The organism is Kitasatospora sp. McL0602, from assembly GCF_052076145.1.
GTDB lineage: Bacteria > Actinomycetota > Actinomycetes > Streptomycetales > Streptomycetaceae > Kitasatospora.
Window position 1 is genome coordinate 6,849,312 of sequence record NZ_CP197246.1, and the last position, 25,383, is coordinate 6,874,694.

The window sequence follows — 25,383 nt, forward strand, 5'->3', positions numbered from 1 at the left end:
AGAGAGGGCCACCTCGCATGTCGTCCCCCGAGTCCCCAGCGCCGTCCTCGACCGAGGAGACGTTCACCCCGATCGCCATCGTCGGCATGGCCGTCCGCATGCCGCAGGCCGATTCGGTCGATGCGCTGCACCACCTGCTGTCGGCCGGGGTCGGCGCGGTGGGCGAGATGCCCGAGGAGCGGCTCGCCCTCGCCGGCTTCGACCCGGCCGGGCAGTACCCGAAGATGGCCGCGATCGCGGGGATCGAGGAGTTCGACCGCGAGTTCTTCGGGATCACCCCCGCCGAGGCGGTGGCGATGGACCCGCACCAGCGGCTGCTGCTCCAACTCGCCTCTGCCGCCGTGGAGAACGCCGGCTACCGCCTCTCCGCGGTGCGCGGCGGTGCGTGCGGCGTGTACGTCGGCGCCCCGCGCACCGACTACACCCAGCTGGTCGGCGACGCCGACCTGCTCACCATGCTCGGCACCACGCCCTCGGCGCTGGCCGGGCGGGTCTCCTACCTGCTCGGGCTCCAGGGCCCGGCCGTCGTGATCGACACCGGCTGCTCCAGCGCACTGATCGCGCTGCACTACGCCTGCCGTGAACTGGCCAAGGGCACCCTGGACTTCGCGCTCGCCGGAGGCGTCAGCCTGTACCCCGTGCTGTTCGAGCAGTCCGGTGCGGACGCCTTCCCCGAGGTGGTGGCCACCGACGGCATCTGCCGGGCCTTCGACGCCTCGGCGGCCGGCACCTCGCCCGGCGAGGGCGGCGGTCTGCTGCTGCTGAAGCGGCTCGACCGCGCGCTGGCCGACGGCGACACGGTGCACGCGGTGCTGCGCGGCCTGGCCGTCAACCACAACGGCGCGCGCTCCAACGGCTTCTCGGCCCCCGGCCTGACCGCCCAGGTGGAGGTGATCGAGCAGGCCTGGGCGCAGGCCGGGGTCGACCTCGGGCGGCTCGGCGTGCTGGAGGCGCACGGCTCGGGCACCCGCCTCGGCGACATGATCGAGATCGAGGCGGCGCAGCGCGCACTCGTCGCTGCGGGCGCCGGGCGGCACGCCTGCGCGATCGGCTCGATCAAGACCAACCTCGGCCACCTCGGCAACGCGGCGGGCATCGCCGGGCTGATCAAGGCCGTGCTGGAGCTGCGCCACCGCACCGTGTACCCGTCGATCAACTTCGAGCAGCCGAACCCGCAACTCGCCGCCCACGGCGAGCCGGTGTACGTCAACACCGAGTCCACCCCGTGGGAGACCGCCGACGGGCAGCCGCGCGTCGCGGGCGTCAGCTCCTTCACCCTGATCGGCACCAACGCGCACGCCGTCGTCGAGGAGGCGCCCGCCGCGCCCCCGGCCCGGCCGGTCGCGCAGCCGTACGAGATCGCCACGCTCTCCGCCAAGTCCCCCGCCGCGCTGCTGCGCCAGGTGCGGACCCTGGAGGAGTGGCTGCCCGGCCTGGACGGGGAGCAGCTGCCCGACGCGCTGTTCGTGCTCAACGCCGGTCGTGACGACCACCCGCACCGCGCCGCCTTCCCCGTCGCCGGCCTGGACGGCCTGCGCGAGGGCCTGCGGGAGCTCGGCGAAGCCCTGGAGAAGGGCGCGGGGCCGGAGGCCGCCGCACGCCGCCTGGTGCTGGTACTGGGCGATCCGGGCGCCACCACGGCGGACACCGACGCCTGGGCCGCGGCCCACCCCGCCTACGCCGCCGCCTGGGAGCGGGTCGGCGCCGAGGTGCCCGCAGCCCCCCGGCACCAGTACGCGCTGGTCGAACTCCTGCGCGCCCAGGGCCTGGACGCGGCCGTGGTGCTCGGCACCGGCCGGGGCCGCGCCGTCGCCCGCGCGCTGCGCGGCGAACTGCCGCTCGCCGCTGCCTGGGCTCAGCCCGTCGCCGAGGCCGGAGCCGACCTGGCCGCCCGGACCCGCGCGGTCGTTGACCGCCTGGCGGAGGCCGAGCCCTCGGCCTTCCTCGTGCTCGGCGAGGTCGACCCGGCCTTCCGCGCGCTGACCGCGCCGCACGAGTACACCGAGTGGCACGCCGCCGAACCGGCCACGCTGCCCCAGCAGTTGGCCGCCCTCTACCGCGCCGGTGTGACCGTCGACTGGGACCGCCGCTACGCGGGCCTCGGACACCGCCGGATCGAGCTGCCCGGCTACTCCTTCGAGCCGACCCGCTGCTGGCCCGACGTCCGCCCGGCCACCCCCGGAGCATCCGGTGCCCGGCAGGCCGCCGAACCGGCCCCGCTCACGGGTGGCGACATCGAGGAGGAGGTCGCCGCCGTCTTCGGCGGGGTGCTGCGGATCGACGGCATCGACGCCGACTCCGACTACTTCGACCTCGGTGGCAACTCCATCCTCGGCCTCTCCGTGCTCGACCGGCTGAACCGCCGCTACGGGCTGCGGCTCACCCTCCCGGTGCTGTACGAGCACAGCACCGTCTCGGCGCTCGCCGCGCTCGTCCGCGCGCAGGCGAAGCCGGACGGCCGGGCCGCCGACGGCATAGCCCACGTCGCGGAGAACACCACCTACCTGCCGAGCCACGGGCAGGAGGCGCTCTGGTTCCTGGAGCAGCTCAACCCCGACGTGGCGATCTACAACGTGCCGCACGACATGCAGCTGCGTGGCCCCGTCGACGTCCCCGCGCTGCGCAGGGCGCTGGCCGCCTTCGAGCGCCGGCACGCGGTGCTGCGCACCACCTACGTCGAGCGCGACGGCGAGCCGTTCGTCGTCCTGCGCCCGGTCGACGAGGAGGGGTTGGAGGTCGTCGACCTCTCCGGCATCGCCGACGAGGAGCAGCGGATGGCCGCCGCCGCGACCCGGCTGCGGGCCGCCGCCGCCGCGCCGATGGTGCTCGGCACCGGCCCGCTCTACCGCAAGCTGCTGGTCAAGCTGGCCGAGGACGACCACACCCTGCTGCTCGTCGCGCACCACAGCGTCTACGACGGCTGGACTCCGGCCGTGCTCGACCGCGACCTCTGGGAGTTCTACTCCGCCGAGCTCCAGCAGCGCGCCCCCGAGCTGCCCGAACTCCCGATCAGCTACCTGGACTTCGCCGCCTGGCAGCGCGACCGGCTGGCGGGTGAGCGCCGCGAGCAGCTGCTCCGCTACTGGCGCTCCGCGCTGTCCGGTGTGACGCCGTCCGCGCTGCCCACCGTCCGCCCCCGGCCGGAGCGGCTGAGCGGGCTCGGCGACTCGTACCGCTTCGTCATCCCGTCGGAGACCATGCGGGGCCTCAAGCAGCTCAGCTCGGCCCAGCGCGGCTCCCTCTTCATGACCATGCTGGCGGCGCTCAAGACCCTGCTGATGCGCTACAGCGGCGAGGGCGACGTCACCGTCGCCACCACCACTGCCGGGCGCTCCCACCCCGATGTCCTCCATCTGATCGGGTACTTCAACAACGCCGTCCCGCTGCGGACGAAGCTGACCGGCGACCTGACCTTCCGTGAGGCGCTCGCCCTGGTGCGGCGGACGGTGATCGACGGGCTCGACCACGACGACCTGCCGTTCGCGATGCTCGTCGCCGACCTCCAGCCCGTCCGCGACCCGGCCCGGCATCCGATCTTCCAGGTCTCGTACATCCACCAGACGATCGAGGACCACACGGCCGACCTGAGCCCCGGCCTGACCTACCGCACCGACCGCCCGCAGCTCTTCGGCGGCCTGCCGCCTGGCACCGCCAAGTGGGACCTCAGCCTCGCCGTGGTGGAGATCGACACCCACCAGGAGCTTGAGGCCTCCTTCGAGTACAGCCTCGACCTCTTCGACCAGCCGATGATGGAGCGGCTCTCCGCCGACTTCCTCACCCTGCTGGCGGGGATCGTCGCCGACCCGGACGCCCGCCTCGCCGAACTCCCGCTGCTGGACGGCCCGCAGCGGCTCGCCCAGCTCGTCGCCGGGCAGGGCGCAGCGCTCGACCGCACCGCCGACCGCACCGCCCGGCCCGCCGCCGTGACGGTCCTGGCCGCACGGCTCACCGAGCACGGCGTACGGCCCGGGGACGCGGTGGCCGGCCCGGCGCACGGACTGCACGCGGCGACGGTCGCAGCGGCGGTGCTCGCCGTCGGCGCCGTCCACGTGCCCTGGGACACCGAGGGTGCGTTCGCCCGGCAGGCCGCGATCCTGGAGCGGGCCGCGCCCGCTCTGCTGGTCACCGACCAGGACGGGCCGCTGCCCTGGCCGGGCGCCGTGCTGCGCCTCGGCACAGGGACAGACACAGCGGCAGACACAGCGGCAGACACAGCGGCAGACGTAACCCCGACCCCGGTCGGGCCGGGCAGCCTCGCCCTCTACGCGGGCCCCGAACGCGGCCTGCTGGTCGAGGCCGACGCACTGGCCGGGCAGCCGCTCGCCGAGTTGCTCCGTCTCGCCGGTGCCACCGAACTCGCGCCCGTGGAAGGCCCGTTCGTCCTCCCCGGCCTGCCCGTCCCGATCGCCGAGGGCCTGGCCGAGAGCGCCGACCCGGAGTGGCTCGCGCTCGGCCGCACCGCCCCCGGCACCCGGCTCCAGGTGCTGGACGCCGTGCTCGGCCCGGTGCCGGCCACCGTCACCGGTGAGCTGTACGTCGGCGGCCCGCTCGCCGCCCTCGGCTACCGGGACGACCCCGCCGCCACCGCCCGGGATTTCGTCCCCGACCCGTACACCCCCGGCGCCCGGCTGCACCGCACCGGCCGCCCGGCCCGGATCAGCCCCGACGGCGTGCTGGAGCTCCGCCGCCCCGCACCCGTCGCGCCCCGGCCCGCCGCCGTGCCCGCCGGGCCGCGCGAGACCACGCCCGCCGACGAGCTCGAAGCCTCCCTGATGCACATCTGGGCGGCGCTGCTCGGCCGCGAGGCCGCCCGGGGTGAGAACTTCTTCGACCTCGGCGGGCACTCGCTGCTGGCGATGACCCTGCTCAGCAAGGTCTATGCCGAGCACGGTGTCCGGCTGCCCGTCACCGCGCTGTTCGACAACCCGACGGTCGCCTCCTTCGCCCAGGCTGTCCGGGCGGCCGGCGGCCGGACCAGGCGCGCCCCGGCGGCGGCCCTCCAGCCGCGCGGCGAGGCCGCGCCGGTCTTCTGCCTGCACCCCAACGGCGAGAACGTGCTCGCCTTCCACGCCTTCGCGCGCCGCTTCGCCCCCGACACGCCGCTGTACGGGCTGAAGGCCGAGCGGCCCGACCCGACGCTGCCCGCCGACGCCCTCCGGGCGCAGCTGGACCGCCGGGCCGAGGAGTGCGTCGCGGTGCTGCGCGGCGTCCGCCCGGAGGGCCCGTACCACCTGCTCGGCTGGGAGTACGGCGCCCTGCTCGCCACCCGGATCGCCGAGCGGCTGACCGCCCTCGGCGAGCAGGTCGGCCTGCTCGGCCTGGTCGACGGCCCGGACACCGAGCGCGCGCTGCGCACCACCGCACGGGCCCAGCTCTTCACGAGCGACCCGGAGTCGGCAGGCGTCGCGGCGACGGTGGTGCCCGTCGAGGCCGACCTCGGCGCCCCCCTGCGCGACCACGCCGCCGGGCTGGCGACCGCCGTCCTGGCGACGCTGGCCGAGCTGGCCACCGCCGGGCCGGAGGCGTCCGCGCCCCGGACCGAGCTGCACCCCGACACCTTCGCCGGGGGCGCCCCGGGCGGCGCCGCGACGGTGCGCCCCTTCAAGCTGGCCCCGGAGACCGCCGCCGCGCTCGGCTGGCGCCCCGAGGGGCCGGTGCCCGCCGCCGGGGTGCTGGCAGCCGTCGCCGCGCTGCTGGCCCGGCTGACCGGCGAGCGGGACATCGTGCTCGGCCTGCGCGAGGCGGGCTCCGACGACTGCCTTCCGGTCCGGGTGGACACGGGTGGCTCGCCGGATCTGGGGACGCTCGTCCGCCGCACCGAGACCGCCCTCGCGGCGGCCCGGACGGCCGGTGCCCCGGCGCCGACGGCCGCGTCGGGCGCCGGGCGGCACCCGCTGCTCTCCGTCGCCGTCGACCTGGCGGAGGCCGCCGCGCCCGGCGGTGGCGATCTCGACACCCCGCAGGGCCGGCTGGACGTGGTCTGGCGGGTGCGCAGCACCGAGCAGGGCCTGAGCGGCGCGCTGCTGGCCGACGCCGAGCGGTTCCAACCGCGCAGCGCCAAGCGGCTGGTGGCGCGTTGGCGGCGCCTGCTGGAGGCTATGACGCCCGGGGTCGAGCTGACCCTGCCGGAGCTGCTCGACGACAGCGAGCGGCAGAGCCTGGTGCACGGCTGGAACGACACCGCCACCGACCTCGGTGACCCGGCGACGCTGCCCGAGCTGATCCGCCGCCAGGCCGCCGCGACGCCCGACCGGACGGCCCTCACCTTCGGCGAACAGCACTTCAGTTACCGCGAGTTGGACACCATGGCGGCAGCCCTGGGCGCGCGGCTGCGCGAGCGCGGCGCCGGGCCCGAGACGGTGGTCGGCATCTGCGCCGAGCGCTCGCCCGAGCTGGTCGTCGCGCTGCTGGGCGTGCTCCACGCGGGCGCGGCCTACCTGCCGCTCGACCCGGACTACCCCGCCGCCCGGCTCTCGTACATGCTCGCCGACAGCGGCGCGCAGCTGCTGCTCACCGGCCCCGGCGCGGCGCCACTGGCCGACGTCCCGGGCCTGCCCGTGGTGCTCGACGAGCTGACCGCCCTGGTCACCGGGTCGGACACTGCACCGGCGCCCGCGCAGCCGGACAACACCGCGTACGTCATCTACACCTCCGGGTCGACCGGGCAGCCCAAGGGCGTCGCCGTGTCGCACCGGGCGATCGTCAACCGGCTGCGCTGGGCGCAGGCACACGACCCGCTCGGCGCCGACGACCGGGTGCTCCAGAAGACGGCCGCCAGCTTCGACGTGTCGGTCTGGGAGTTCTTCTGGCCGCTGACGGCCGGTGCGGTGCTGGTGCTCGCCGAACCAGGCGTGCACCGGGACGCCTTCCGGCTCGCCGACCTGATCGAGCGCGAGGCCGTCACCACCGTGCACTTCGTGCCGTCGATGCTGCGGGTCTTCCTGCCCGCCGTCGGCGCCGACCAACTGCGCAGCCTGCGCCGGGTGGTGTGCAGCGGCGAGGCGCTGCCGCCGGAGACCCGGCGGGCGCTGCTCGCCGTCAGCTCGGCCGACCTGCTCAACCTCTACGGGCCGACCGAGGCCGCCGTCGACGTCAGCGTCTGGGACTGCCGTCAGGAGCACGACGGCGCGAGCGTGCCGATCGGCCGCCCGATCGCCAACCTGGCGCTGTACGTGCTGGACGACCGCCTGCGGCCCTGCCCGGTCGGGGTGCCCGGTGAGCTCTACATCGGCGGCGCCGGCCTGGCCCGTGGCTACCTGGGCCGCCCGGGGCTGACGGCGGGACGCTTCACCGCCTCCCCGTTCGGTCCGGCCGGTTCGCGGCTCTACCGCACCGGCGACCGCTGCCGGATGCTCGACGGCGGCGTGGTCGAGTACCTCGGCCGGCTGGACGACCAGATCAAGCTGCGCGGCTTCCGGGTCGAGCTGGGCGAGATCGAGGCGGTGCTCGCCGAGCACTCCGCCGTGACCGCCGCGGCCGTCGTCCTGGAGCAGGTCCGGGCCGAGGACCAGCGGCTGGTGGCCCACCTGACCGGCAGCCGGAGCCCGGAGACCGAGGGCGAGCTGCGCACCCTGCTGGCCGGGCGGCTGCCCGCCCACATGGTGCCGAGCGGCTTCGTCTGGCGCGACACCCTGCCGCTCGGCCCGAGCGGCAAGCTCGACCGCCGCGCACTGACCAGCTGAGACCCGAGGAGCCCGACGTGAACGACAGCGCACCCCGCCGCGACTTCCAGGTCGTGGTCAACGATGAGGAGCAGTACTCGATCTGGCCGGAGGTGAAGGAGGTGCCGGCCGGCTGGCGGGCCACTGGCTTCACCGGCCCGCGCGCGGCCTGCCTGGCACACGTGGACGAACTCTGGCGGGACATGCGCCCGTTGAGCCTGCGCCGCCTGATGGCGGCGCAGGCCCCGGAGAGCTGACCGAACCGGCCGGTCGAGGTCAGGGCCGCTGCGTCGAGCTGCGCAGCGGCCCGGTCACCTCGATCAGCATGCTGCTCCAGGCCGCGACCGGTGAGTTGTTCATCACCAGCACGAGGTCACCGGCCTGGAACTCGCCCGAGACCATCCCGGCCTGGAGGTTGAGGGCGATGTCGGTCGAGCCGACGTGGCCGTAGGCGCGCAGGTTCGACCGGCAGGCGCGGGCGATCGAGATGTCGAAGGCCTGCTCGTAGAAGTCGAAGGCCCCAAGGGAGAGGTTCTGGGTGACGAAATGATCCACGTCCTCCATCGCGAGGCCCTGCCGGGCGAGCATTTCCTCGTTCATCCGGGAGAATCGCTTACGGCTTTCGACGGCCAGCGAGAAGGAGTACCGGCGCAGATCGGAACAGACCTCCGCCCACTCCTCGAAAGGCCTGTCGAGATATTCCACCTTGAACAGGTCCCAGTAATCCCCGTTGGTCTCCAATGTGATGTCGACAATGCGTAGCGCGCCGTCCGGAGAGAGGTGCATGGCCATCGCCCCGTCCCCGTTCACCGTCACCGGTCGCCGGTACCGGCGCAGGCCGGGCGGCCGGTTGCCGTGCGCCAGCACCACCCCGGGCAGAGTCGGATCGGCGGCCAGCAGGCCCCGGCCGACCATCAGTGCGGCGGAGACCGAGACGCACCCAAGCTCCGAAACCCCCATCGCCAGGCCGCTCCTCAGCCCGGCGGCGCGCTGCGCCCGAGTCGCCTCGGAGGCCGTCAGCAGCTCGGGGAAGCGGCCGCCGACCAGCAGGAAGGCGTCGGATTCGCGGCTCGCCCCCTCGACCAGCTGCCGGGCCGCCTCCGTCGCCAGCTCCGTCGCGCTGCGCCCCTCGGCGTCGCGCACGGACTCGATGCCGAGCCGCTCCAGGATCTCCCGGTCGAGCTCGGGGAGATTCTCCCGTTCGGCCGTCTCGAGCGCCCCCACCTGCTTCTCCGGCAGGATCGTGACAATTTCGGAAATGCCGACCACTGTGCACTCCTTTCGTCGATCGGCTGCTATCGTCGCACGCTGGTGCGGCGGGCGTCCAGATATCCGGAAAGCGTACCGGCCGAGTATTCCCGCCGATTCGAAAGATGTTGCACAATGAGTGTCGTACCTCTGCCCGGGACAATCCCGGGAAATCCGTGGATTGTCGGCAGGCTCGCCTCCGGGGCACCCCGGGCGCGGCTGCTCTGCCTCCCGCACGCGGGCGGTTCGGCCGGTGCGTACGCCGCGTGGCGGCCGGTGCTGCCCGGGGCGTTCGAGATGGTGCCGGTCGAGCTGCCGGGGCACGGCACCCGGGCCGCGGTGCCGTACGCCGCCTCGGTGCCGGCCCTGGTGGCCGAGCTGGCCGACGCGCTGGAGGGCGAACTGGCCTCCCCGTACGCGCTGTTCGGGCACAGCTTCGGGGCGCTGCTGGCACTCGAACTCGCGCTGGAGATCGGCCGCCGGGGCCTGCCGGGCCCGCGCGCGCTGCTGGTCTCGGCGGCCCGGCCGCCGCACGTGGTGCGGGAGCGGCCCGAGGGGGACGAGGACGACGAGCAGCTGCTCGGCTGGCTGCTGCGCACCGGGGGCATCCCCGAGGTGCTGCTGCGTCACACCGAGTACGTCCGGCAGGTGCTCAGCACCATCCGGGCCGACCTGCGGCTGGCCGAGGAGTTCCGCTGGGACGGGCCCAGGGCGCTGCCCTTCCCGCTGCACGTGCTGGGCGGCCGGGAGGACCCGGTGGTGACCCCGGCCGAGCTGGAGGAGTGGGCGGAGTACGAGGGCCCCGACCTCAGCATCACGCTGCACCCGGGCGGCCACTTCTACCTCTTCGAGCACTCCACGGCCGTGCTGGGCGGGATAGCCGCCGCGCTCGGCGTCAACTGACAACGATCGATAGGGATTGACCATGACGAACCCGTCCGTCGGGGTGATCGGGGCCGGCACCATCGGTCGCTCGGTCGCACACAGCCTGGCCGTCACCGGCCACCGCGTGGTGCTGGTCGACACCAGCAAGGAGATCCTGGACGACGCGCTCGGCCGCATCCGGCGCGAACTGCGCTTCGCCCGCTTCCTGACGGCGGACGCCGCCCAGGACGACGCGGGCGCGCTGGCCCGGATCACCCCGACCACCGACCTCGGGCCGCTGGCGGAGGTCGACTTCGTGATCGAGAACACCACCGAGGACTGGGAGACCAAGCGCGCGGTCTACCACCGCCTGGAGAAGGCCTGCCGCCCCGGCGTGGTCTTCGCCGCCAACACCTCCTGCATCCCGATCGCCCGGATAGCCGCCGAGACGGCCCGGCCGGAGCTGGTGCTCGGTATGCACTTCATGAACCCGGTGCCGCACAAGCCCGTGGTCGAGATGATCCGTGGCGAGCAGACCGCCGAGGAGACCGTCACCAGGGCGCGCGAACTGCTCGCCGGGATGGGCAAGCAGGGCGTGCTGGTCAACGACTCGCCGGGCTTCGTCACCAACCGGGTGCTGATGCTCGCCGTCAACGAGGCCGCCTTCCTCGTGCAGGAGGGCGTCGCCGAGCCGGCCGACGTCGACCAGATCTTCCGGAACTGCCTCGGCCACCCGATGGGGATGCTGGAGACCGCCGACCTGATCGGCATCGACACCGTGCTGCTGAGCATCGAGATGCTCGAAGAGAGCTTCGCCGACAGCAAGTACCGCCCCTGCCCGCTGCTGCGCGAGATGGTGGCCAAGGGCCACCTCGGCAAGAAGAGCGGCCAGGGCTTCTACACCTACCGCTAACTCCCTCTGGAAGAAGGCCAGTCATGACCGCAACCCTGGGCCCGGACGAGATCCGCGAGCGCACCCGCCAGTACCTGACCACCAGCCTCGCCCGGGAGCTCGGCGACGACGAGGACATCTTCGCGGCCGGATTCGTCAACTCCCTGTTCGCCGCCCAGCTGGTGATGTTCGTCGAGGAGCGCTTCGGCATCACCGTGGAGAACGACGAACTGGAGCTGGCGTACTTCAGCTCCGTCAACGCGGTGACGGACTTCGTCGCGGCCAAGACCGACCGGGCCCGGTAGCCGTGCGGCTGACACTCGACCCGGCGCAGCGTGAACTGCACGCCGGCTTCCGCAAACTGGCGGACGAGCTGGTCGCCCCGCTGGCGGCCGGCCACGACACGGCGGAGCGGATCGACCGCGCCCTCTTCGAGCAGCTGGCAAGTGAGGGCTGCCTCGCGCCGCTGACCCCCGAGGAGTTCGGCGGCCGGGGCCTCGACCCGATCGCGTACGGGCTGCTGCACGAGGAGATCGGCCGGGCCTGCTCCTCGACCCGCAGCCTGCTCACCGTGCACGACATGGTCGCCGACACGCTGCGCCGCTGGGGCACCCCCGAGCAGCGCGGGCACTGGCTGCCGGAGCTGGTCGCGGGCCGCAGCCTCGCCGCGTTCGCGCTGAGCGAGCCGGAGGCGGGCAGCGACGCGGGCGCCGTCACCACCACGGCCGAGCCGACCGCCACCGGGTACGCGGTGACCGGCACCAAGCGGTGGATCAGCTTCGGCCAACTCGCCGACGTCTACCTGGTGTTCGCCCGCACCCCGCGCGGGCTCTCGGCGCTGCTGGTCGAACGCGGCACCCCCGGCCTGGAGGTCGTCCCGATCAACGGGATGCTCGGCACCCGGGGGGCGATGCTCGGCGAGCTGCGCTTCGACCACTGCGAGGTGCCCGCCGCCAACCTGGTCGGGCCCGATGGACGGGCGCACCCGTACATCACGGTCTCCGCCCTTACCCTCGGCCGGTACAGCGTCGCCAGCGGCAGCATCGGCATCGTCCAGGGCTGCCTGGACGCCGCCGCCGCGCACGCCGGGCGGCGCGGGGTGATCGCCCACCAGCTGGTGCAGCGGCTGATCGCCGACATGGTGGTCTCCGCCCGCGCCGGGCGGCTGCTGACCCTGCGCGCCGGGGAGTTGATCGGCGCGAACAGCCCGGACGCCCCGATGGCGGCGACCGAGGCGAAGTACTTCGCGGGTGTCGCGGCGGGGGACGCCGCCCGGGACGCGGTGCAGGTGCTCGGCGCGACCGGCTGCTCGGCGGACAGCCCGGTCGCCCGCTACTTCCGTGACGCCAAGGTCATGGAGGTCATCGAGGGCAGCAACGAGATCAGCCAGACGATGATCGGCCGCTTCGGGCACTCCGGTGCCGTGGGCGGGACGGGAAAGGGATGAGCGGGATGAACAGCAAGCCGGTCAAGGTCGTGGTCTGGGACCTGGACAACACCTTCTGGCAGGGAGTCCTGCTGGAGGACGGCGACGACGTGAAGCTGCGCGACGGCGTCGCGGAGGCCGTCCGTGAGCTGGACGCCCGGGGTGTCGTGCAGTCGGTCGCCAGCCGCAACGACGAGCCCACCGCGCTCGCCAAGCTCGCCGAACTCGGCCTGGACGACTACTTCCTGGCCCCGCAGATCGGCTGGGGCGCGAAGTCGGAGTCCGTCCGCCGGATCGCCGAGGCACTGAACCTCGGTCTCGACGCCTTCCTCTTCCTCGACGACGACGGCTTCGAGCACGCCGAGGTCACCCGGGCCCACCCGCAGGTGCGCACCGCCGAGTACGAGGGTGCCCTCGCCCTGCTCGCCCGGCCCGACCTGACCCAGCCGCCCGGCTCGCCCGACGGCTCCTGGCGGCGCAGGCAGTACCGGACCGACCTGCAACGGGCCGACGCCGAGCAGGAGTTCACCGGCACCCCCGACGAGTTCCTGGCCACCCTCGACATGCGCCTGGTGGTGCGCCACGCCCAGCCGGGCGACCTGCGCCGCGCCGAGGAGCTGACGGTGCGCACCCACCAGCTCAACGCGACCGGCTACACCTACTCGATGGCCGAGCTGGACGAGCTGCGTGGCTCGGCCACGCACTCCCTGCTGGTCGCCGAGCTGGCCGACCGCTTCGGCGACTACGGCACGATCGGGCTCGTCCTGGTCGAGCACACGCCGGAGATCTGGACGCTGAAGCTGCTGCTGGTCTCCTGCCGGGTGATGAGCCGTGGCACCGGCACCGTGCTGCTGGGCCACGTGATCGCCCGCTCGAAGGAGGAAGGCGTACGCCTCCAGGGCGAGTTCGTCCCCACAGACCGGAACCGGCCGATGCAGGTCGCGTACCGCTTCGCCGGCTTCGCGACCGCCGAGGAGCGGGCGGGAGTCACTGTGCTGGAGCACCGCTCGGCGACCGCACCGCCGCTGCCCGCCCATCTCGACCTGCGGTCGGAGTTCTGAGATGCCGCCACCCCGAGCGGGTACGGTCGAGCTGTGGTGGATCGGGCCGGGCTCGGAATGGCCCGGCTCCGACTGCCTCTCGCCCGACGAGCGCGAACGGCTCGGGCGGCTCGCCGACCCTGCGGCGCGGGCGGCGTTCGCCCGCCGGCGCGGCGCGCTGCGCAGCATCCTCGCGGAGTACGCGGGTGTGGCGCCCGGCGAGCTGACCTTCCGCCACGGCCCGGCCGGACGGCCGGAGGCGCCGGGGGCACCCGCCTTCTCGCTCTCCCGCACGGGGGAGTGGGCGCTGCTCGCCGTCGGCGCCGGCGGGCCGCTCGGGGTGGACCTGGAGTGCGGCGACGAGCGGCTCGACCTCCCGGCGCTCGCCCGGCGCTTCCTGCCGGGGCTGGACCTGGCCGGGCTCGCCCCGGAGCTACGGGAGGCCGCCTTCCTGCGCGGCTGGACGGAGTACGAGGCGCGGCTCAAGGCAGCCGGGCTCGGCCTCGGCGGCGCGCTGCCGCCGGAGAGCCGGGGTTGGGTGAGCCGTCCGCTCCCGGCCCCGGACGGCTGCACGGCGACGCTGGTGACGGATCGGCCGGTGTCGGTGGTGACACGGTCGGTGCTGACGCGGTCGGTGCTGACACGGTCAACCAGGTGGGAGGCCGAGCCCGGTCAGGCGGGCGGCGGGGCGTCCCCGGGCGTCGGCCCGACCGCGTACAGGAGGCTGAACAGCGTGACGGTGACGGCGTTCTCGTCCGTGCTGTCCTCCTCGGTCTTGAGCTGGTCGAGCAGCCCGGCGACCTGTCGGCAGAGCCAGAGGTGGCGCTCGGGGGTGAGCAGCATGGTGAAGTGCCCGAAGGCGCTGGGCGGCCCGGCCGAGCCGTCCTTCGGGGCGCCGAGATCGATCCGCCCGGCGAGGAAGTTGTCGCGCAGGTCGCCGCGGGTGATCTCGATCGCGGCGAGCAGCGCGTCGAGCGCCTCGGGGTGGTCGACCGGCGGCCCGGCCAGGATCTGGCGCGAGAGGCGCAGCGAGCGTTGCGCCGCCACGTACCGGCTCTCCACGATGCCGGAGACCAGCCGGGTGCAGGCGACGCTGATCAGCCCGACCTTCTCCAACTGCCGGACGTGCCGGTACAGCTTGGAGGGCGGTTCGCCGAGCTCGGCCGCGATCTGTTTGACCGAGAGAGGCTCAGTGCCCTGTCCGGTGAGGGTGTTGAGGATCGCCAGACGCAGCGGATCGGCGAGCGCCTTGAGCGTCTCGACGTCGTTGACCTCGCGTTCCTTGTCCTTCTCGTGCATCGTGCCATTCAGCCATACCATCAACTCTTGTGCAATCAATCGCAGTTCTGCAACCATTGACGGAAGCGTGAATAGTAGGGGAGACATCAGGTGACGGCCGTCGGAGTAGAGCAGGTCTCGGCCGGGCCGGTGGTGCCGCTGCGTCGCAACTGGCGCTTCCAGGTGCTCTGGAGCGGTTCGGCCGCCTCGATGCTCGGCGCACGGGTCGCCGACACCGCCTACCCCCTGATGCTGCTGGCGATGACGGGCTCCTCCACCGTCGCCGGCGCGTTCAGTGCCTTGCAACTCGCGGCGACGGTGGTCTTCGGCATCCACGGCGGAGCCGTGGCGGACCGGCACAACCGGAGGCACGTCCTGATGCTCGCCGACGGCTTCCGCTGCCTGGTCACCGTCTCGGTGCTGATCGCCCTCGCGACGCACCACCTGACGGTGCTGCACACCCTGCTGGCCGCCGTCGCGGTCGGCGGCGCGATCGCGTACGGCGGGCCGGTGCGCGTCCTCGCGCTGCGATCGGTGGTACCGAAGGAGCAGCTGCGCCTCGCGCTCTCCCAGGACGAGGCGCGCTCCAGCGGCGCCGGGCTGCTCGGGCCGCCGCTGGCGGGCTGGCTGCTCAGCGTCGGCCGGATCGCACCGTTCATCGGGACGGCACTGGGCTCGATGCTCTCCTTCGCCGCCGCCTGCCTGGTCAAGTTCGACGGACGGCCGGACGCCACCGCCGCGCGGGCGCGCGGCGGGGCGTTGGAGGGCTTCCGGGTGATGCTGAAGAACCCGATGCTGCGCTCCACCCTGCTGGTCGCCTCGGCGATCAACATCGCCGGGGCCGCCATGCTGCTGCCGGTCATCGTGCTGATGCGCTCCGGCGGGACGAGCAGCACCGGCATCGGCCTGGCCCTTTCGGGCGAGGCCGTCGGCGGGATCGTCGGAGCCTTCCTGGTCTCCCGTCTGCACCGGCTGATGGGCCCCGGGAAGCTGCTGCTCGCCGTGACCTGGCTGGTGGTGCCGTTCCTGCTCGCGCCGCTGCTCCCGGGCGGCCCGGTGATCGTCTTCCTCGCCCTGCTGATCACGATGATCGGCGTGCCCGCGCTCCGGGTGATGGTGGACGTGCTGATCTTCCAGCGCGTCCCGGACGAGCTGCGGGGCCGGGTGATCGCCGCGACCATGACGGCGTTCATGCTGGGGATGCCCGCCGGGATGATGAGCAGCGGTCTGTTGCTCGACCACTTCTCGCCCGGCTTCGTGCTGACGCTGCTGTCGGTGCTGCTGGCGGTCGGCCTGATACCCGCGACCGTCAGCCGCTCACTGCGGACGGCCGAGTGGCCGGAGGGCACCGCCGCCTGACCAGGGGGAGCCGGGCTCGGCGTGGCTCAGCCGGGGGCGCTCGCCTCCAGGTCGTGCATATGCCGGAAATTCACCAGGCCGAGCTCGGCCACCTTGAGACCGGCCTCGAAGCGGGAGCCCACCGACAGGCTTTTCAAAATCGTCGCAACATGCCTACGGTACGTCCGCACCGAGACGTTCAGCTGCCGTGCGGCGGTCTCGTCCTTCATGCCCGCGCAGAGCTTGTTCAGCACCTTGGACTGGGTCTCGTCCAAGACGACTGCGGCAGGTGTTCGATGAATGCGCGTCAGTTCCAATGCCTGTTCCCACAGTGCACGGTGGAATTGGTACAGCGCCCCCGCCGCCTCGCCCCGGGCGACCAGCATCTGCGGCCGGCCGTCGCCGCCGACGATCTGGAGGATCGCCAGATCGGCATCGAGGGCGACCATGCTGGGCAGGTGCCCGGGGGAGACCCTGACCTGGACGCCTTCGGCGGCCAGTCGGCCCAGTTGCTGCCGGTGCCGCCAGTCGAGGGCCGCCGTGCGGTGCTGGAGCACCTGCAGCGTGTGACCCCGTCCGAGGATCTCGCGACGGACGAAATCGGGAAATTCGGCCGTCGCCTGGTCGGTGAGCTCCGCCACCGGGCTCCCCACGACGTGGAGCGTGAGCGGGGTTCCCTGGCGTCGGTCGACCGCCTCCCGCAATACCGTCGGCGTGGTGACGGGATCTATCGTCGCGACGAGTTGCGATGATTGTCGGCGATAAGAGTTGAGCGCCTCGCCGATGATTTCCTGCGCGCGGCTTATCGCTTCGTCGCTGGCAAAACCGGCGGTCGGATTTATTCGATTTCCGTCCACGGTGTGATACACGGAAGACCTCTCGAAAAGTTCGCCAAGCTGCGGATTCCCTGGTGGGGCGCACCCGGCGGATCGCGCTGGTGCGGAACCGTCCCCGGGCTGAAGAGTAAGCGCGAACCCGGGTGGCCGTCGAGTGCCGTCGGCCGGTGGCTCGGGCACCGACGGCCCGTCCGACACCTGCTGACGTGGGGTCAGAGGCTACGGGTCGTCGCCGAGCGGACCCGCGTCGGCCCGTGGACGGGCGGCCAGCTTGCCCCGCTGGACAGGGTGGGAAACGACGTAAAGCGATTTTGCCTTCCCGGCCACTTACCGGCCTTGCGATGACCGGTTCGGGCTGGCAGCATCGCGGATGGTTTGGCTCCGGGTATCCGGGGACGACCTGAAGTGGGGGGTGGACCGGAGATGGTTTCGGATGCATCGGGCGCAGTGGATGTATCGGTGGCAGAGAATTCGTCGCAGCCTGGCCTTCCGGCAGTAGCCACAGTGCTCGAAGCGCGTACCGCGCGCGTCGCATTGTCGGTCGTCCGGCCGCAGGAGGCCGCACTGGTGGACCGGCGTGCCGTGCCGTGCCGAGAGGTCGTCCGGACGCCGATCGGCGTGCTCGTCATCTCGGGCTCGCCGAGGGCCGAGGGGGAGGACCGCGAGCACGTACGGGCACTGGCGGACACCGAGGCCGCGCTGCCGCCGATCGTCGTGCACCGCCCCACCATGAGGGTGGTGGACGGCCGGCACCGGCTGCGGGCCGCCATCCTCCGGGGTGACCAGCACATCGACGTCTGCTTCTTCGACGGCGACGAGGAGGATGCCTTCGTCCTCGCGGTCAGTCTCAACTCCAGTCACGGGCTTCCGCTTTCGCGTGCCGACCGGTCCGCGGCGGCGCTGCGGATCATCCGGACGCACCCGCACTGGTCGGATCGCCGGATCGCCTCGGCGACCGGTCTGGCCGCGAAGCGGGTCGCGGCGATACGGTGTTCAACTGACGACCTGACACAGTCGAACACCAGGGTGGGAAAGGACGGGCGGAGCAGGCCGCTGAGTGCTGCCGAAGGCAGGCAGCGGGCGGCCCTGATCATCTCCGACCGGCCCGCCGCCTCCCTCCGGACGGTCGCGAAGGAGGCCGGGGTCTCCGTCGGGACGGCCCGGGACGTCAAGGAGCGGATGCGCCACGGCCGGGACGTCGTCCCGCTGGGCCGCCGCACCGAGGAGGAGACACCCGAGAAGCACACCCTCGCCGCCCGCCCGGCCCGAGGTCTGCCCGAGCAGCGTACGGAGCCCCGTACGGCGGCCCGGACGGACAGCCAGCCGGACTCGCGCGAGCGGAGCCGTGCCGAACCCCAACTCCGGCCGGACAGTGAGCCGGACACCCGGTCGGATGCCCGGTCGGACACCCGTCCGGAGCTGCGTCCGGAGCTGCGGGCGGATCTTCGGTCGGACGCCCGGGAGATCGCGGCGGTGCAGTACCTGCTGCGGCGGGACCCTTCGCTGCGCTTCAACGAGGTCGGCCGGGAGTTCCTCCGGTTGATCGGCGCCCAGCCACTGGGGGCGGAGGCCTGGCAGGGCTTCGCCGACGGCATCCCGGCGCACTGCGGCGAGCAGGTCGCCCGGCTGGCCCGCCGGTTCGCCGCGGACTGGCTGGCTTTCGCGGCAGCGGTCGCCGCACCGCAGGCCCGCGACGTCGATCCGAGCGGGCCGCACGGGCAGCAGTACCGAGGCCCACAGCAGCAACACCAGCAGCAACAGCAACACCAGCAGGAGCAGCAGCACCACGGCGCGCCCTAGGCGCTGTCCCGGAGAACGCCGGGCGGGCGCGCCGTCCCGTACGGCGGCGTCCCGGACGGGACGGGCCAGTGAGGCAGAGGAGTCGGCGTGGTTCCGTTGTCGTTCGCACAGCAGCGACTGTGGCTCATCGACCGGATGGAGGGCCCCAGCCCGGTCTACAACATCCCCATGGGCCTCCGGCTCACGGGGCAGCTCGACCGTGGGGCGCTGGAGGAGGCCCTGAACGACCTGGTCACCAGGCACGAGACCCTCCGCACCCGCTATCCGGAGGCCGGGGGAGTGCCCTGGCAGGAGATCATGGAGCCCGGCGCGCGCCGGGTGCCGTTCACCGTACGGCCCGTCACCGAGCAGGAACTCCCGGCCCTGCTGGAGGAGTTCGGCACGGCGACCTTCGACCTGGCGGCCGACCTGCCGATCCGGGCGGCGCTCTTCGAGCTCGGCCCGCAGGAGGCGGTGCTCGCCTGGGTGATCCACCACATCGCCACCGACGGCGGGTCCAGCGGGCCGCTCTTCAGTGACCTCCAGGCCGCCTACCGGGCCCGCCGCGAGGGGCGCGAGCCGGGCTGGGAGCCGCTGCCCGTCCAGTACAGCGACTACGTGCTGTGGCAGCAGGAGGTGCTCGGCGAGGAGAGTGACCCGGAGAGCGAGATCAGCCTCCAGTCCGCCTTCTGGCGGCAGGAACTCGCCAATCTGCCCGACCAGTTGATCCTCCCCACCGACCGGCCCCGGCCCGCCGAGGCGAGCCACCGGGGCGACGGCGTGCCGTTCGAGATCGACATCGCCCTGCACCGCGGCCTGGCCGGGATCGCGCGGGAGGGCCAGGCCAGCGTCTTCATGGTGTTCCAGGCTGCGTTCGCCACCCTGCTGCACCGCCTCGGCGCGGGCACCGACCTGCCGATCGGCACCCCGACGGCCGGCCGCGACGACGAGGCGCTCGAAGACCTCTGCGGCTTCTTCGTCAACACCCTCGTCCTGCGCGCCGACGCCTCCGGCGACCCGGGCTTCCGCGAGCTGCTCACCCGCGTCCGCACCACCACCCTGGCCGCGTACGCCAATCAGGACCTGCCCTTCGAGCGGGTGGTGGAGATCGCCAACCCCGCTCGCTCGCTCGCCCGGCACCCGCTCTTCCAGGTGATGCTGGCGTTCCAGCGTGACAGCGGTGGGCACGCCGTCGAACTGGACGGCTTGAAAGCGGGGTTCGAGCACGTCGAGACGGCCGTCTCGAAGTTCGACCTGACCCTCACCGTGATCGAGACCGTCGACCCCGAGGGCGCCCCGGCCGGGCTGATCGGCACCCTGCGCTACGCCACCGACCTGTTCGACCGCGCCACGGCCGAGCGGATGACCGCCCAGCTGCAGCGCATCCTGGCCGCCGTCGTCGCCGACCCAGCCACCCCGATCGGCCGGATCGACATCCTCGGCGCCGACGAGCGCCGCCAGCTGCTGACCGAGTGGAACGGCCCCGTCGCACTCCCCACCGGCGCCACCCTCCCGGCGCTGGTCAGCGCGGCCGCCTCCCGCACCCCGGACGCCCCCGCGCTGGTCGACGGCGCGCTCACCCTGACGTACGGCGAGCTGGAGACCGCCGCCAACCGACTGGCCCACCTGCTCGCCGGGCGCGGCATCGGCCCCGACCAGCTGGTCGCCGTCGCGCTGCCGCGCTCCGCGCAGGCGGTGACGGCGCTGCTGGCCGTGCTGAAGGCGGGCGGCGCCTACGTGCCGCTCGACCCGGGCTACCCGCCGGAGCGGCTCGCCCACATGGTCGAGGACTCCCGCCCGGCGCTGGTCGTCTCCACCGAGGGCCTACTGCCCGACGCTCTCCTGGCCGACGCGCTCCTGCTGGACAGCCCCGAGACCGCCCGGGAGCTGGCGGCGATGCCGGACACCACCCCCGAGGCCCAGGTCCGGATCGCCCCACGCCACCCGGCGTACGTCATCTACACCTCCGGCTCCACCGGCCGCCCCAAGGGCGTCGTCGTCGAACACGCCGCGCTGGCCGACTACCTGGCCTACTGCGGCAGCGCCTACCCGGGCGCCGCAGGCACGGCGCTGCTGCACTCCTCGCTCTCCTTCGACCTCACCGTGACCGCGCTCTGGACCCCGCTCACCGTCGGCGGCCGGGTCGTCCTCGCCTCCCTCACCGACCCCGACCCGGCCGAGCAGCAGCTGCTCCGGGCGACCCCGTGCACCTTCCTGAAGGCCACCCCCAGCCACCTGGCGCTGCTCACCGAGGCCCCGGAGGAGTACTCGCCCACCGGGCAACTGTTGCTCGGTGGCGAGGCGTTGACGGCCGAGGCGGTCCGCAGCTGGCGGCGCCGGCACCCGGACGCGACGGTGCTCAACGTGTACGGACCGACCGAGGCGACGGTCAACTGCGCCGAGTACCGCATCCCCCCGGGCGCGGAACTCCCCGACGGGCCCGTCCCGATCGGCCGCCCGCAGGCCGGTGCCCGGCTCTACGTGCTGGACGCCGCGCTCGCCCCCTGCCCGCCCGGCGTCGTCGGCGACCTCTACCTGGCGGGCGCCGGCCTGGCCCGGGGCTACCTGGAGCGGCGCGGCCTGACCGCCGAGCGCTTCGTCGCCTGCCCGTACGGCCCGCCCGGCGACCGGATGTACCGTTCGGGCGACCTCGCCCGCTGGCGCCCCGACGGGCAGCTGGAGTTCATCGGCCGGGCCGACCAGCAGGTCAAGATCCGCGGCTTCCGGATCGAACCCGGCGAGGTCGAGGCCGTGCTCGCGGCGGACCCGGCCGTCGGCCAGGTCTGCGTGATCGTCCGCGAGGACGCGCCCGGTGACCGCCGCCTGGTCGCCTATGTCGTCCCGGTGAGCGGCGCCGAACTCGACGGCGACACGCTGCGCGAGCAGGCCCGCAAGGTGCTCCCCGACTATCTGGTGCCCGCCTTCGTGCAGGTGCTGCCCGCCCTGCCGCTGACCCCGAACGGCAAGCTCGACCGGGCCGCGCTGCCCGCCCCCGGCCACACCGGGGCCCGCACCTCGCGCGAGCCGCGCACACCCGTCGAGGCGCTGCTCTGCGGGCTGTTCGCCGAGGCCCTCGGGCTGGAGCGGATCGGCGTCGAGGACGGCTTCTTCGAACTGGGCGGTCACTCGCTGCTCGCCGCCCGGCTGGTCCGCCGGATCGCCGACGCGCTCGGCGTCGAGCTGCGGCTGCGTGACCTCTTCGAGGAGCCGACCGTGGCCGGCCTGGCCCGGCGGCTGGAGGCCGAGCACGACCGCGAGACCTTCGAGGTGCTGCTGCCCCTTCGGGCAGGAGGTACCGGTACCCCGGTCTTCTGCCTGCACCCCGGCGGGGGCATCAGCTGGTGCTACACCGGCCTGCTGCGCCACCTCGACGCGGAGACCCCGCTCTACGGGCTCCAGGCACGCGGCCTCTCCCACGGCGCCGCACGGCCGGACAGCGTCGAGGAGATGGCCGCCGACTACCTGGCCCAGATCCGCACCGTCCAGCCCGCCGGGCCGTACCGGCTGCTGGGCTGGTCCTTCGGCGGGGTGGTCGCCCACGCCATCGCCGTCCAGCTCCAGGCCGAGGGCGAGCAGGTGGAGCTGCTGGCCCTGCTCGACGCCTACCCGGCCTTCGGCGCCGCCGGCGAGCGGCTGACGCTCCCCGGCGACGAGGAGGAGGCGGACCAGCTGCTCGCCGACTGGGCCGAGCAGGGCGACGTCGACCAGCTGGACGAGGCCGTCGGCGGCCTCGGCGGCCTGGAGGCCGACGAGCTGCCGCGCGTGCTGCGCTCGCTCCAGCACCACCGGCAGCTGCGCCGGACCTACCGGCCGCAGCGGTACCGGGGGCCCCTGCACTTCTTCACCGCCACCGAGGACCGGCCCGAAGGTGCGCCCACGGCGGCGCACTGGGAGCCCTTCGTGGACGGCACCGTGGTGGACACCCCCGTCGCCTGCGGGCACCCCCGAATGATGTCCCAGGAAGCACTTCTGACGATCGGTCAGGTGATCTCGGGAGTGCTCGGGCACTGAATCCCGGGGTGGGCCGCCCGCCTTGGCAGGTTCTTGCCGGGTTTGCCGGAGGAAGAGCCTTGTAGCTGCAGGCGGGTGGCTTCTAGCTTGTTCAGCGGGCCGGTAGAGATATCTCCCAGGCCGGTCTGCGGCCATCACGGATATCCGCCGCCCTTGTCCGCATGGCGCGTTGGGGAGGTTTTCACATGGCGAATCCGTTCGACGACGAGAGCGGCCGGTTCCGCGTTCTGGTCAACGCCGAGGAGCAGTACTCGCTCTGGCCGCTCTTCGCCGAGGTGCCGGACGGCTGGGAGATCCGCAAGGACGACTCCAGCCGTGCCGACTGCCTGGCCTACATCGAGGAGAACTGGACGGACATGCGCCCGGCCAGCCTGGTCGCGGCCATGAACGCCGACGCGCAGGCGTCCGCCTGAGGCCCTGGGGGGCTCCCATGACCGGTCTGTCGGCCCCGCGGCTGGACATCCTGGAGTTGCACGACTCACTGGCCTCGCCGGTCAGTGAATCCATGAATTTCCTCAACGAAGTGGCGCACCACTACCCGGACGCCATTTCCTTCGCGGCCGGAAGGCCGTACGAGGGTTTCTTCGACCTCGATCTGATCCACCGCTATCTGGCCACCTACGAGGAGCACCTGACGGACCGTCTGAACGGCGACCAGATCGCCGTCCGGCGGACGATGCTCCAGTACGGCCGGACGAAGGGCATCATTCACGAGATCGTCGCCGAACACCTCCGGGTGGACGAGGGCATCGTGGTCGACCCGGAGTCCGTCGTCGTCACCGTCGGCTGCCAGGAGGCGCTCTACCTGACGCTGCGCGCGCTGCGCCGCGACGACAAGGACGCACTGCTCGCGGTCGTCCCCAGTTACGTCGGGGCGCACGGCGCAGCCCAGTTGGCCGATCTGCCGGTGCTGCCGGTGCAGGACTCGCCGGAGGGCATCGACCTCGCCGACCTGGTCGAGGTGGTGCGCTCCGCGAAGGCGGCCGGGCTGCGGCCGCGCGCCTGCTACCTCGTCCCGGACTTCGCCAACCCCAGCGGCGCCAGCCTCGGCCTGGAGACCCGCCGGGAGCTGCTCCGGCTCGCGGAGGAGCACGACTTCCTGGTGATCGAGGACAACCCGTACGGGCTGCTCGGCGACGGCTCCGGGCCGCCCACCATGAAGGCCCTGGACGAGCACCACCGGGTGGTCTACCTGGGCTCGTTCGCCAAGACGGGGGTGCCGGGCGCCCGGGTCGGCTACGTCGTCGCCGACCAGCCGGTCAGTGGCCGGGACGGCCGGGCCGAGACGCTGGCCGACCAACTGGCCCGGATCAAGAGCATGTTGACCGTCAACACCTCGCCGATCGCGCAGGCCGTGATCGGCGGCAAGCTGCTGGAGAACGGCTACAGCCTGAAGGCTGCCAACAAGCGCGAGATCCAGGTCTACCTGGACAACCTGCACCACGTGCAGCGCGGGCTGGCGGCCCGCTTCTCGGACACCCCCGGCGTCTCCTGGAACACCCCCGTCGGCGGGTTCTTCTGCCTGCTCACCGTGCCCTTCGCGGCCGGCGACGACCTGCTGGAGACCAGTGCCCGGCGCCACCGCGTGCTGTGGACCCCGGTGCACCACTTCTACGCCGAGACCGAACCGCGCCGCCAACTCCGGCTCTCCTTCAGCCACCTGAGCCCGGAGGAGATCGACGAGGGGCTCGACCGGCTCGCCGAGTTCGTCCGGGCCCAGCTCTGACGCACCGCTCTCCGCACAGCCCCTGTTGTCCCGAACTCACCTTCCGCCGAAAGGAAGCGTACGCAGCCATGGAACACTGCACCCCGCTCCGTCGGAGCAAGGTCCGAATGTGGGGATGGACCTTCCGATGACACTGACACTCGACCTCAACCTGGAGCACGCCGGAGTGCTGGCCGCCGCTCCGCCGATCGCCCTGGACACCACCGACGTCGCCCGGATCATCGGGGTCGGCACCGCGGTGCCCGCCACCTCGTACTCGCAGGCCGAACTCCTCGACGTCTTCGGCATCGAGGACCAGCGCATCCGCTCGGTCTTCATGAACTGCGCGATCGACCGCCGTCACCTCACGCTGCCGCCGGAGACCCCGGAGGGCGGCCGCCACCTGGAGATCCAGGGTGAGCTCCTGGCCAAGCACAAGAAGAACGCCGTCGAGATCGGCGCCCGCGCCGTGCAGGAGTGCCTGAAGAACGCCGGGGCGAACCTGGAGGACATCGGCTACCTCACCTGTGTCACCTCCACCGGCTTCCTCACCCCCGGCCTGAGCGCCCTGATCATCCGCGAGCTCGGCATCGACCCGCGCGCCAGCCGCCTGGACGTCGTCGGCATGGGCTGCAACGCCGGCCTCAACGCGCTGAACGCAGTGGCCGGTTGGAGCCGCGCCCACCCCGGGCAGCTGGCCGTGATGGTCTGCGCCGAGGCCTGCTCCGCCGCCTACGTCTTCGACGGCACCATGCGCACCTCCGTCGTGAACAGCCTCTTCGGCGACGGCTCCGCCGCGATCGCCGTGATGTCCGGCGACGGCACCTCCGGCGCGCAGCAGAGCCTGCTCGGCACGGCCCAGGGCCCCCGGGTGCTCAAGTTCTCCAGCTACATCATCACCGAGGCGCTCGACGCGATGCGCTACGACTGGGACATGGACCAGGAGCGGTTCAGCTTCTACCTCGACCCCCAGGTCCCGTACGTGGTCGGCGCCCACGCCGAGCGGGTGGTCGACCGTCTGCTGGAGGGCACCGGCCTGCGCCGCAGCGACATCGGCCACTGGCTGGTGCACTCCGGCGGCAAGAAGGTCATCGACTCCGTCATGGTCAACCTCGGGCTGACCAGGCACGACGTCCGCCACACCACCGGCGTGCTGCGCGACTACGGCAACGTCTCCAGCGGCTCGTTCCTGTTCTCGTACGAGCGGCTGTGCGAGGAGGGCGTCGCCAACCCCGGCGAGTACTGCGTGCTGATGACGATGGGCCCCGGCTCGACCATCGAGACCGCGCTGGTGCGCTGGTGACC

16 protein-coding genes are annotated in these 25,383 nt (G+C 72.9%); 13 read left to right on the plus strand and 3 right to left on the minus strand.

The genetic code is table 11. The annotated features are described in order from the left end of the window. Window positions 1-17: 17 nt before the first annotated feature. Both ACR68M_RS31055 and ACR68M_RS31060 read left to right on the plus strand, forming a co-directional pair. Complete coding sequence (locus ACR68M_RS31055) at window positions 18-7,682, plus strand: amino acid adenylation domain-containing protein (protein ID WP_441247473.1); 7,665 nt, start codon at window positions 18-20, stop codon at window positions 7,680-7,682. A gap of 17 nt (window positions 7,683-7,699) precedes the next feature. Further along, window positions 7,700-7,918 carry an MbtH family protein gene (locus tag ACR68M_RS31060; RefSeq protein WP_441247474.1) on the plus strand — a complete coding sequence of 73 codons (219 nt, stop codon included), beginning with the start codon at window positions 7,700-7,702 and terminating at the stop codon, window positions 7,916-7,918. A 19-nt stretch (window positions 7,919-7,937) separates the two neighbouring features. Here the strand turns inward: ACR68M_RS31060 and ACR68M_RS31065 are convergent, their stop codons facing one another. Next, the gene (locus tag ACR68M_RS31065) at window positions 7,938-8,930 is read right to left on the minus strand and encodes a 3-oxoacyl-[acyl-carrier-protein] synthase III C-terminal domain-containing protein (protein ID WP_441247475.1); all 993 of its coding nucleotides are present in this window, start codon (window positions 8,928-8,930) and stop codon (window positions 7,938-7,940) included. A 114-nt stretch (window positions 8,931-9,044) separates the two neighbouring features. Here ACR68M_RS31065 and ACR68M_RS31070 point away from each other — a divergent pair, with 114 nt between their 5' ends. From ACR68M_RS31070 to ACR68M_RS31090, 5 genes are read left to right on the plus strand one after another with little or no spacing between them, the layout of a single operon-like run. Then, the gene (locus ACR68M_RS31070; RefSeq protein WP_441247476.1) at window positions 9,045-9,812 is read left to right on the plus strand and encodes a thioesterase II family protein; all 768 of its coding nucleotides are present in this window, start codon (window positions 9,045-9,047) and stop codon (window positions 9,810-9,812) included. Window positions 9,813-9,834: 22 nt separating this feature from the next. Then, window positions 9,835-10,686, plus strand: a complete 852-nt coding sequence (locus ACR68M_RS31075) for a 3-hydroxyacyl-CoA dehydrogenase family protein (protein ID WP_441247477.1) — start codon at window positions 9,835-9,837, stop codon at window positions 10,684-10,686. 23 nt (window positions 10,687-10,709) lie between these two features. Continuing rightward, window positions 10,710-10,970 (plus strand): acyl carrier protein, encoded by a 261-nt coding sequence (locus ACR68M_RS31080; RefSeq protein ID WP_441247478.1) that lies wholly within the window; start codon window positions 10,710-10,712, stop codon window positions 10,968-10,970. Window positions 10,971-10,972: 2 nt separating this feature from the next. Beyond that, window positions 10,973-12,112, plus strand: a complete 1,140-nt coding sequence (locus tag ACR68M_RS31085) for an acyl-CoA dehydrogenase family protein (protein WP_441247479.1) — start codon at window positions 10,973-10,975, stop codon at window positions 12,110-12,112. Window positions 12,113-12,117: 5 nt separating this feature from the next. Then, window positions 12,118-13,152, plus strand: coding sequence for an HAD-IIIC family phosphatase (locus ACR68M_RS31090; protein WP_441247480.1), 1,035 nt, complete (start codon window positions 12,118-12,120; stop codon window positions 13,150-13,152). A gap of 651 nt (window positions 13,153-13,803) precedes the next feature. Here the strand turns inward: ACR68M_RS31090 and ACR68M_RS31095 are convergent. Then, complete coding sequence (locus ACR68M_RS31095; RefSeq protein ID WP_441247481.1) at window positions 13,804-14,451, minus strand: ArsR/SmtB family transcription factor; 648 nt, start codon at window positions 14,449-14,451, stop codon at window positions 13,804-13,806. A 69-nt stretch (window positions 14,452-14,520) separates the two neighbouring features. Between ACR68M_RS31095 and ACR68M_RS31100 the strand changes: the two genes are divergently transcribed. After that, complete coding sequence (locus tag ACR68M_RS31100; RefSeq protein ID WP_441247482.1) at window positions 14,521-15,768, plus strand: MFS transporter; 1,248 nt, start codon at window positions 14,521-14,523, stop codon at window positions 15,766-15,768. Window positions 15,769-15,794: 26 nt separating this feature from the next. Here ACR68M_RS31100 and ACR68M_RS31105 read toward each other — a convergent pair whose 3' ends face one another. After that, window positions 15,795-16,616, minus strand: coding sequence for a LuxR C-terminal-related transcriptional regulator (locus ACR68M_RS31105; RefSeq protein WP_441247483.1), 822 nt, complete (start codon window positions 16,614-16,616; stop codon window positions 15,795-15,797). 471 nt (window positions 16,617-17,087) lie between these two features. Here ACR68M_RS31105 and ACR68M_RS31110 point away from each other — a divergent pair, with 471 nt between their 5' ends. The 5 genes from ACR68M_RS31110 (at window position 17,088) to dpgA (ending at window position 25,381) form a co-directional block, all read left to right on the plus strand. Further along, complete coding sequence (locus ACR68M_RS31110) at window positions 17,088-18,383, plus strand: ParB/RepB/Spo0J family partition protein (protein WP_441247484.1); 1,296 nt, start codon at window positions 17,088-17,090, stop codon at window positions 18,381-18,383. A gap of 96 nt (window positions 18,384-18,479) precedes the next feature. Next, window positions 18,480-22,373 carry a non-ribosomal peptide synthetase gene (locus ACR68M_RS31115; RefSeq protein WP_441247485.1) on the plus strand — a complete coding sequence of 1,298 codons (3,894 nt, stop codon included), beginning with the start codon at window positions 18,480-18,482 and terminating at the stop codon, window positions 22,371-22,373. 185 nt (window positions 22,374-22,558) lie between these two features. Continuing rightward, complete coding sequence (locus tag ACR68M_RS31120) at window positions 22,559-22,786, plus strand: MbtH family protein (RefSeq protein ID WP_441247486.1); 228 nt, start codon at window positions 22,559-22,561, stop codon at window positions 22,784-22,786. A 17-nt stretch (window positions 22,787-22,803) separates the two neighbouring features. After that, entirely contained in the window at window positions 22,804-24,099 is a 1,296-nt protein-coding gene (locus ACR68M_RS31125; protein WP_441247487.1) for a PLP-dependent aminotransferase family protein, read from the plus strand. Between the two features lie 127 nt (window positions 24,100-24,226). Beyond that, on the plus strand, window positions 24,227-25,381 hold the full coding sequence (gene dpgA / locus ACR68M_RS31130; RefSeq protein WP_441247488.1) for a 3,5-dihydroxyphenylacetyl-CoA synthase DpgA: 1,155 nt from the start codon (window positions 24,227-24,229) through the stop codon (window positions 25,379-25,381). Window positions 25,382-25,383: the final 2 nt, after the last annotated feature.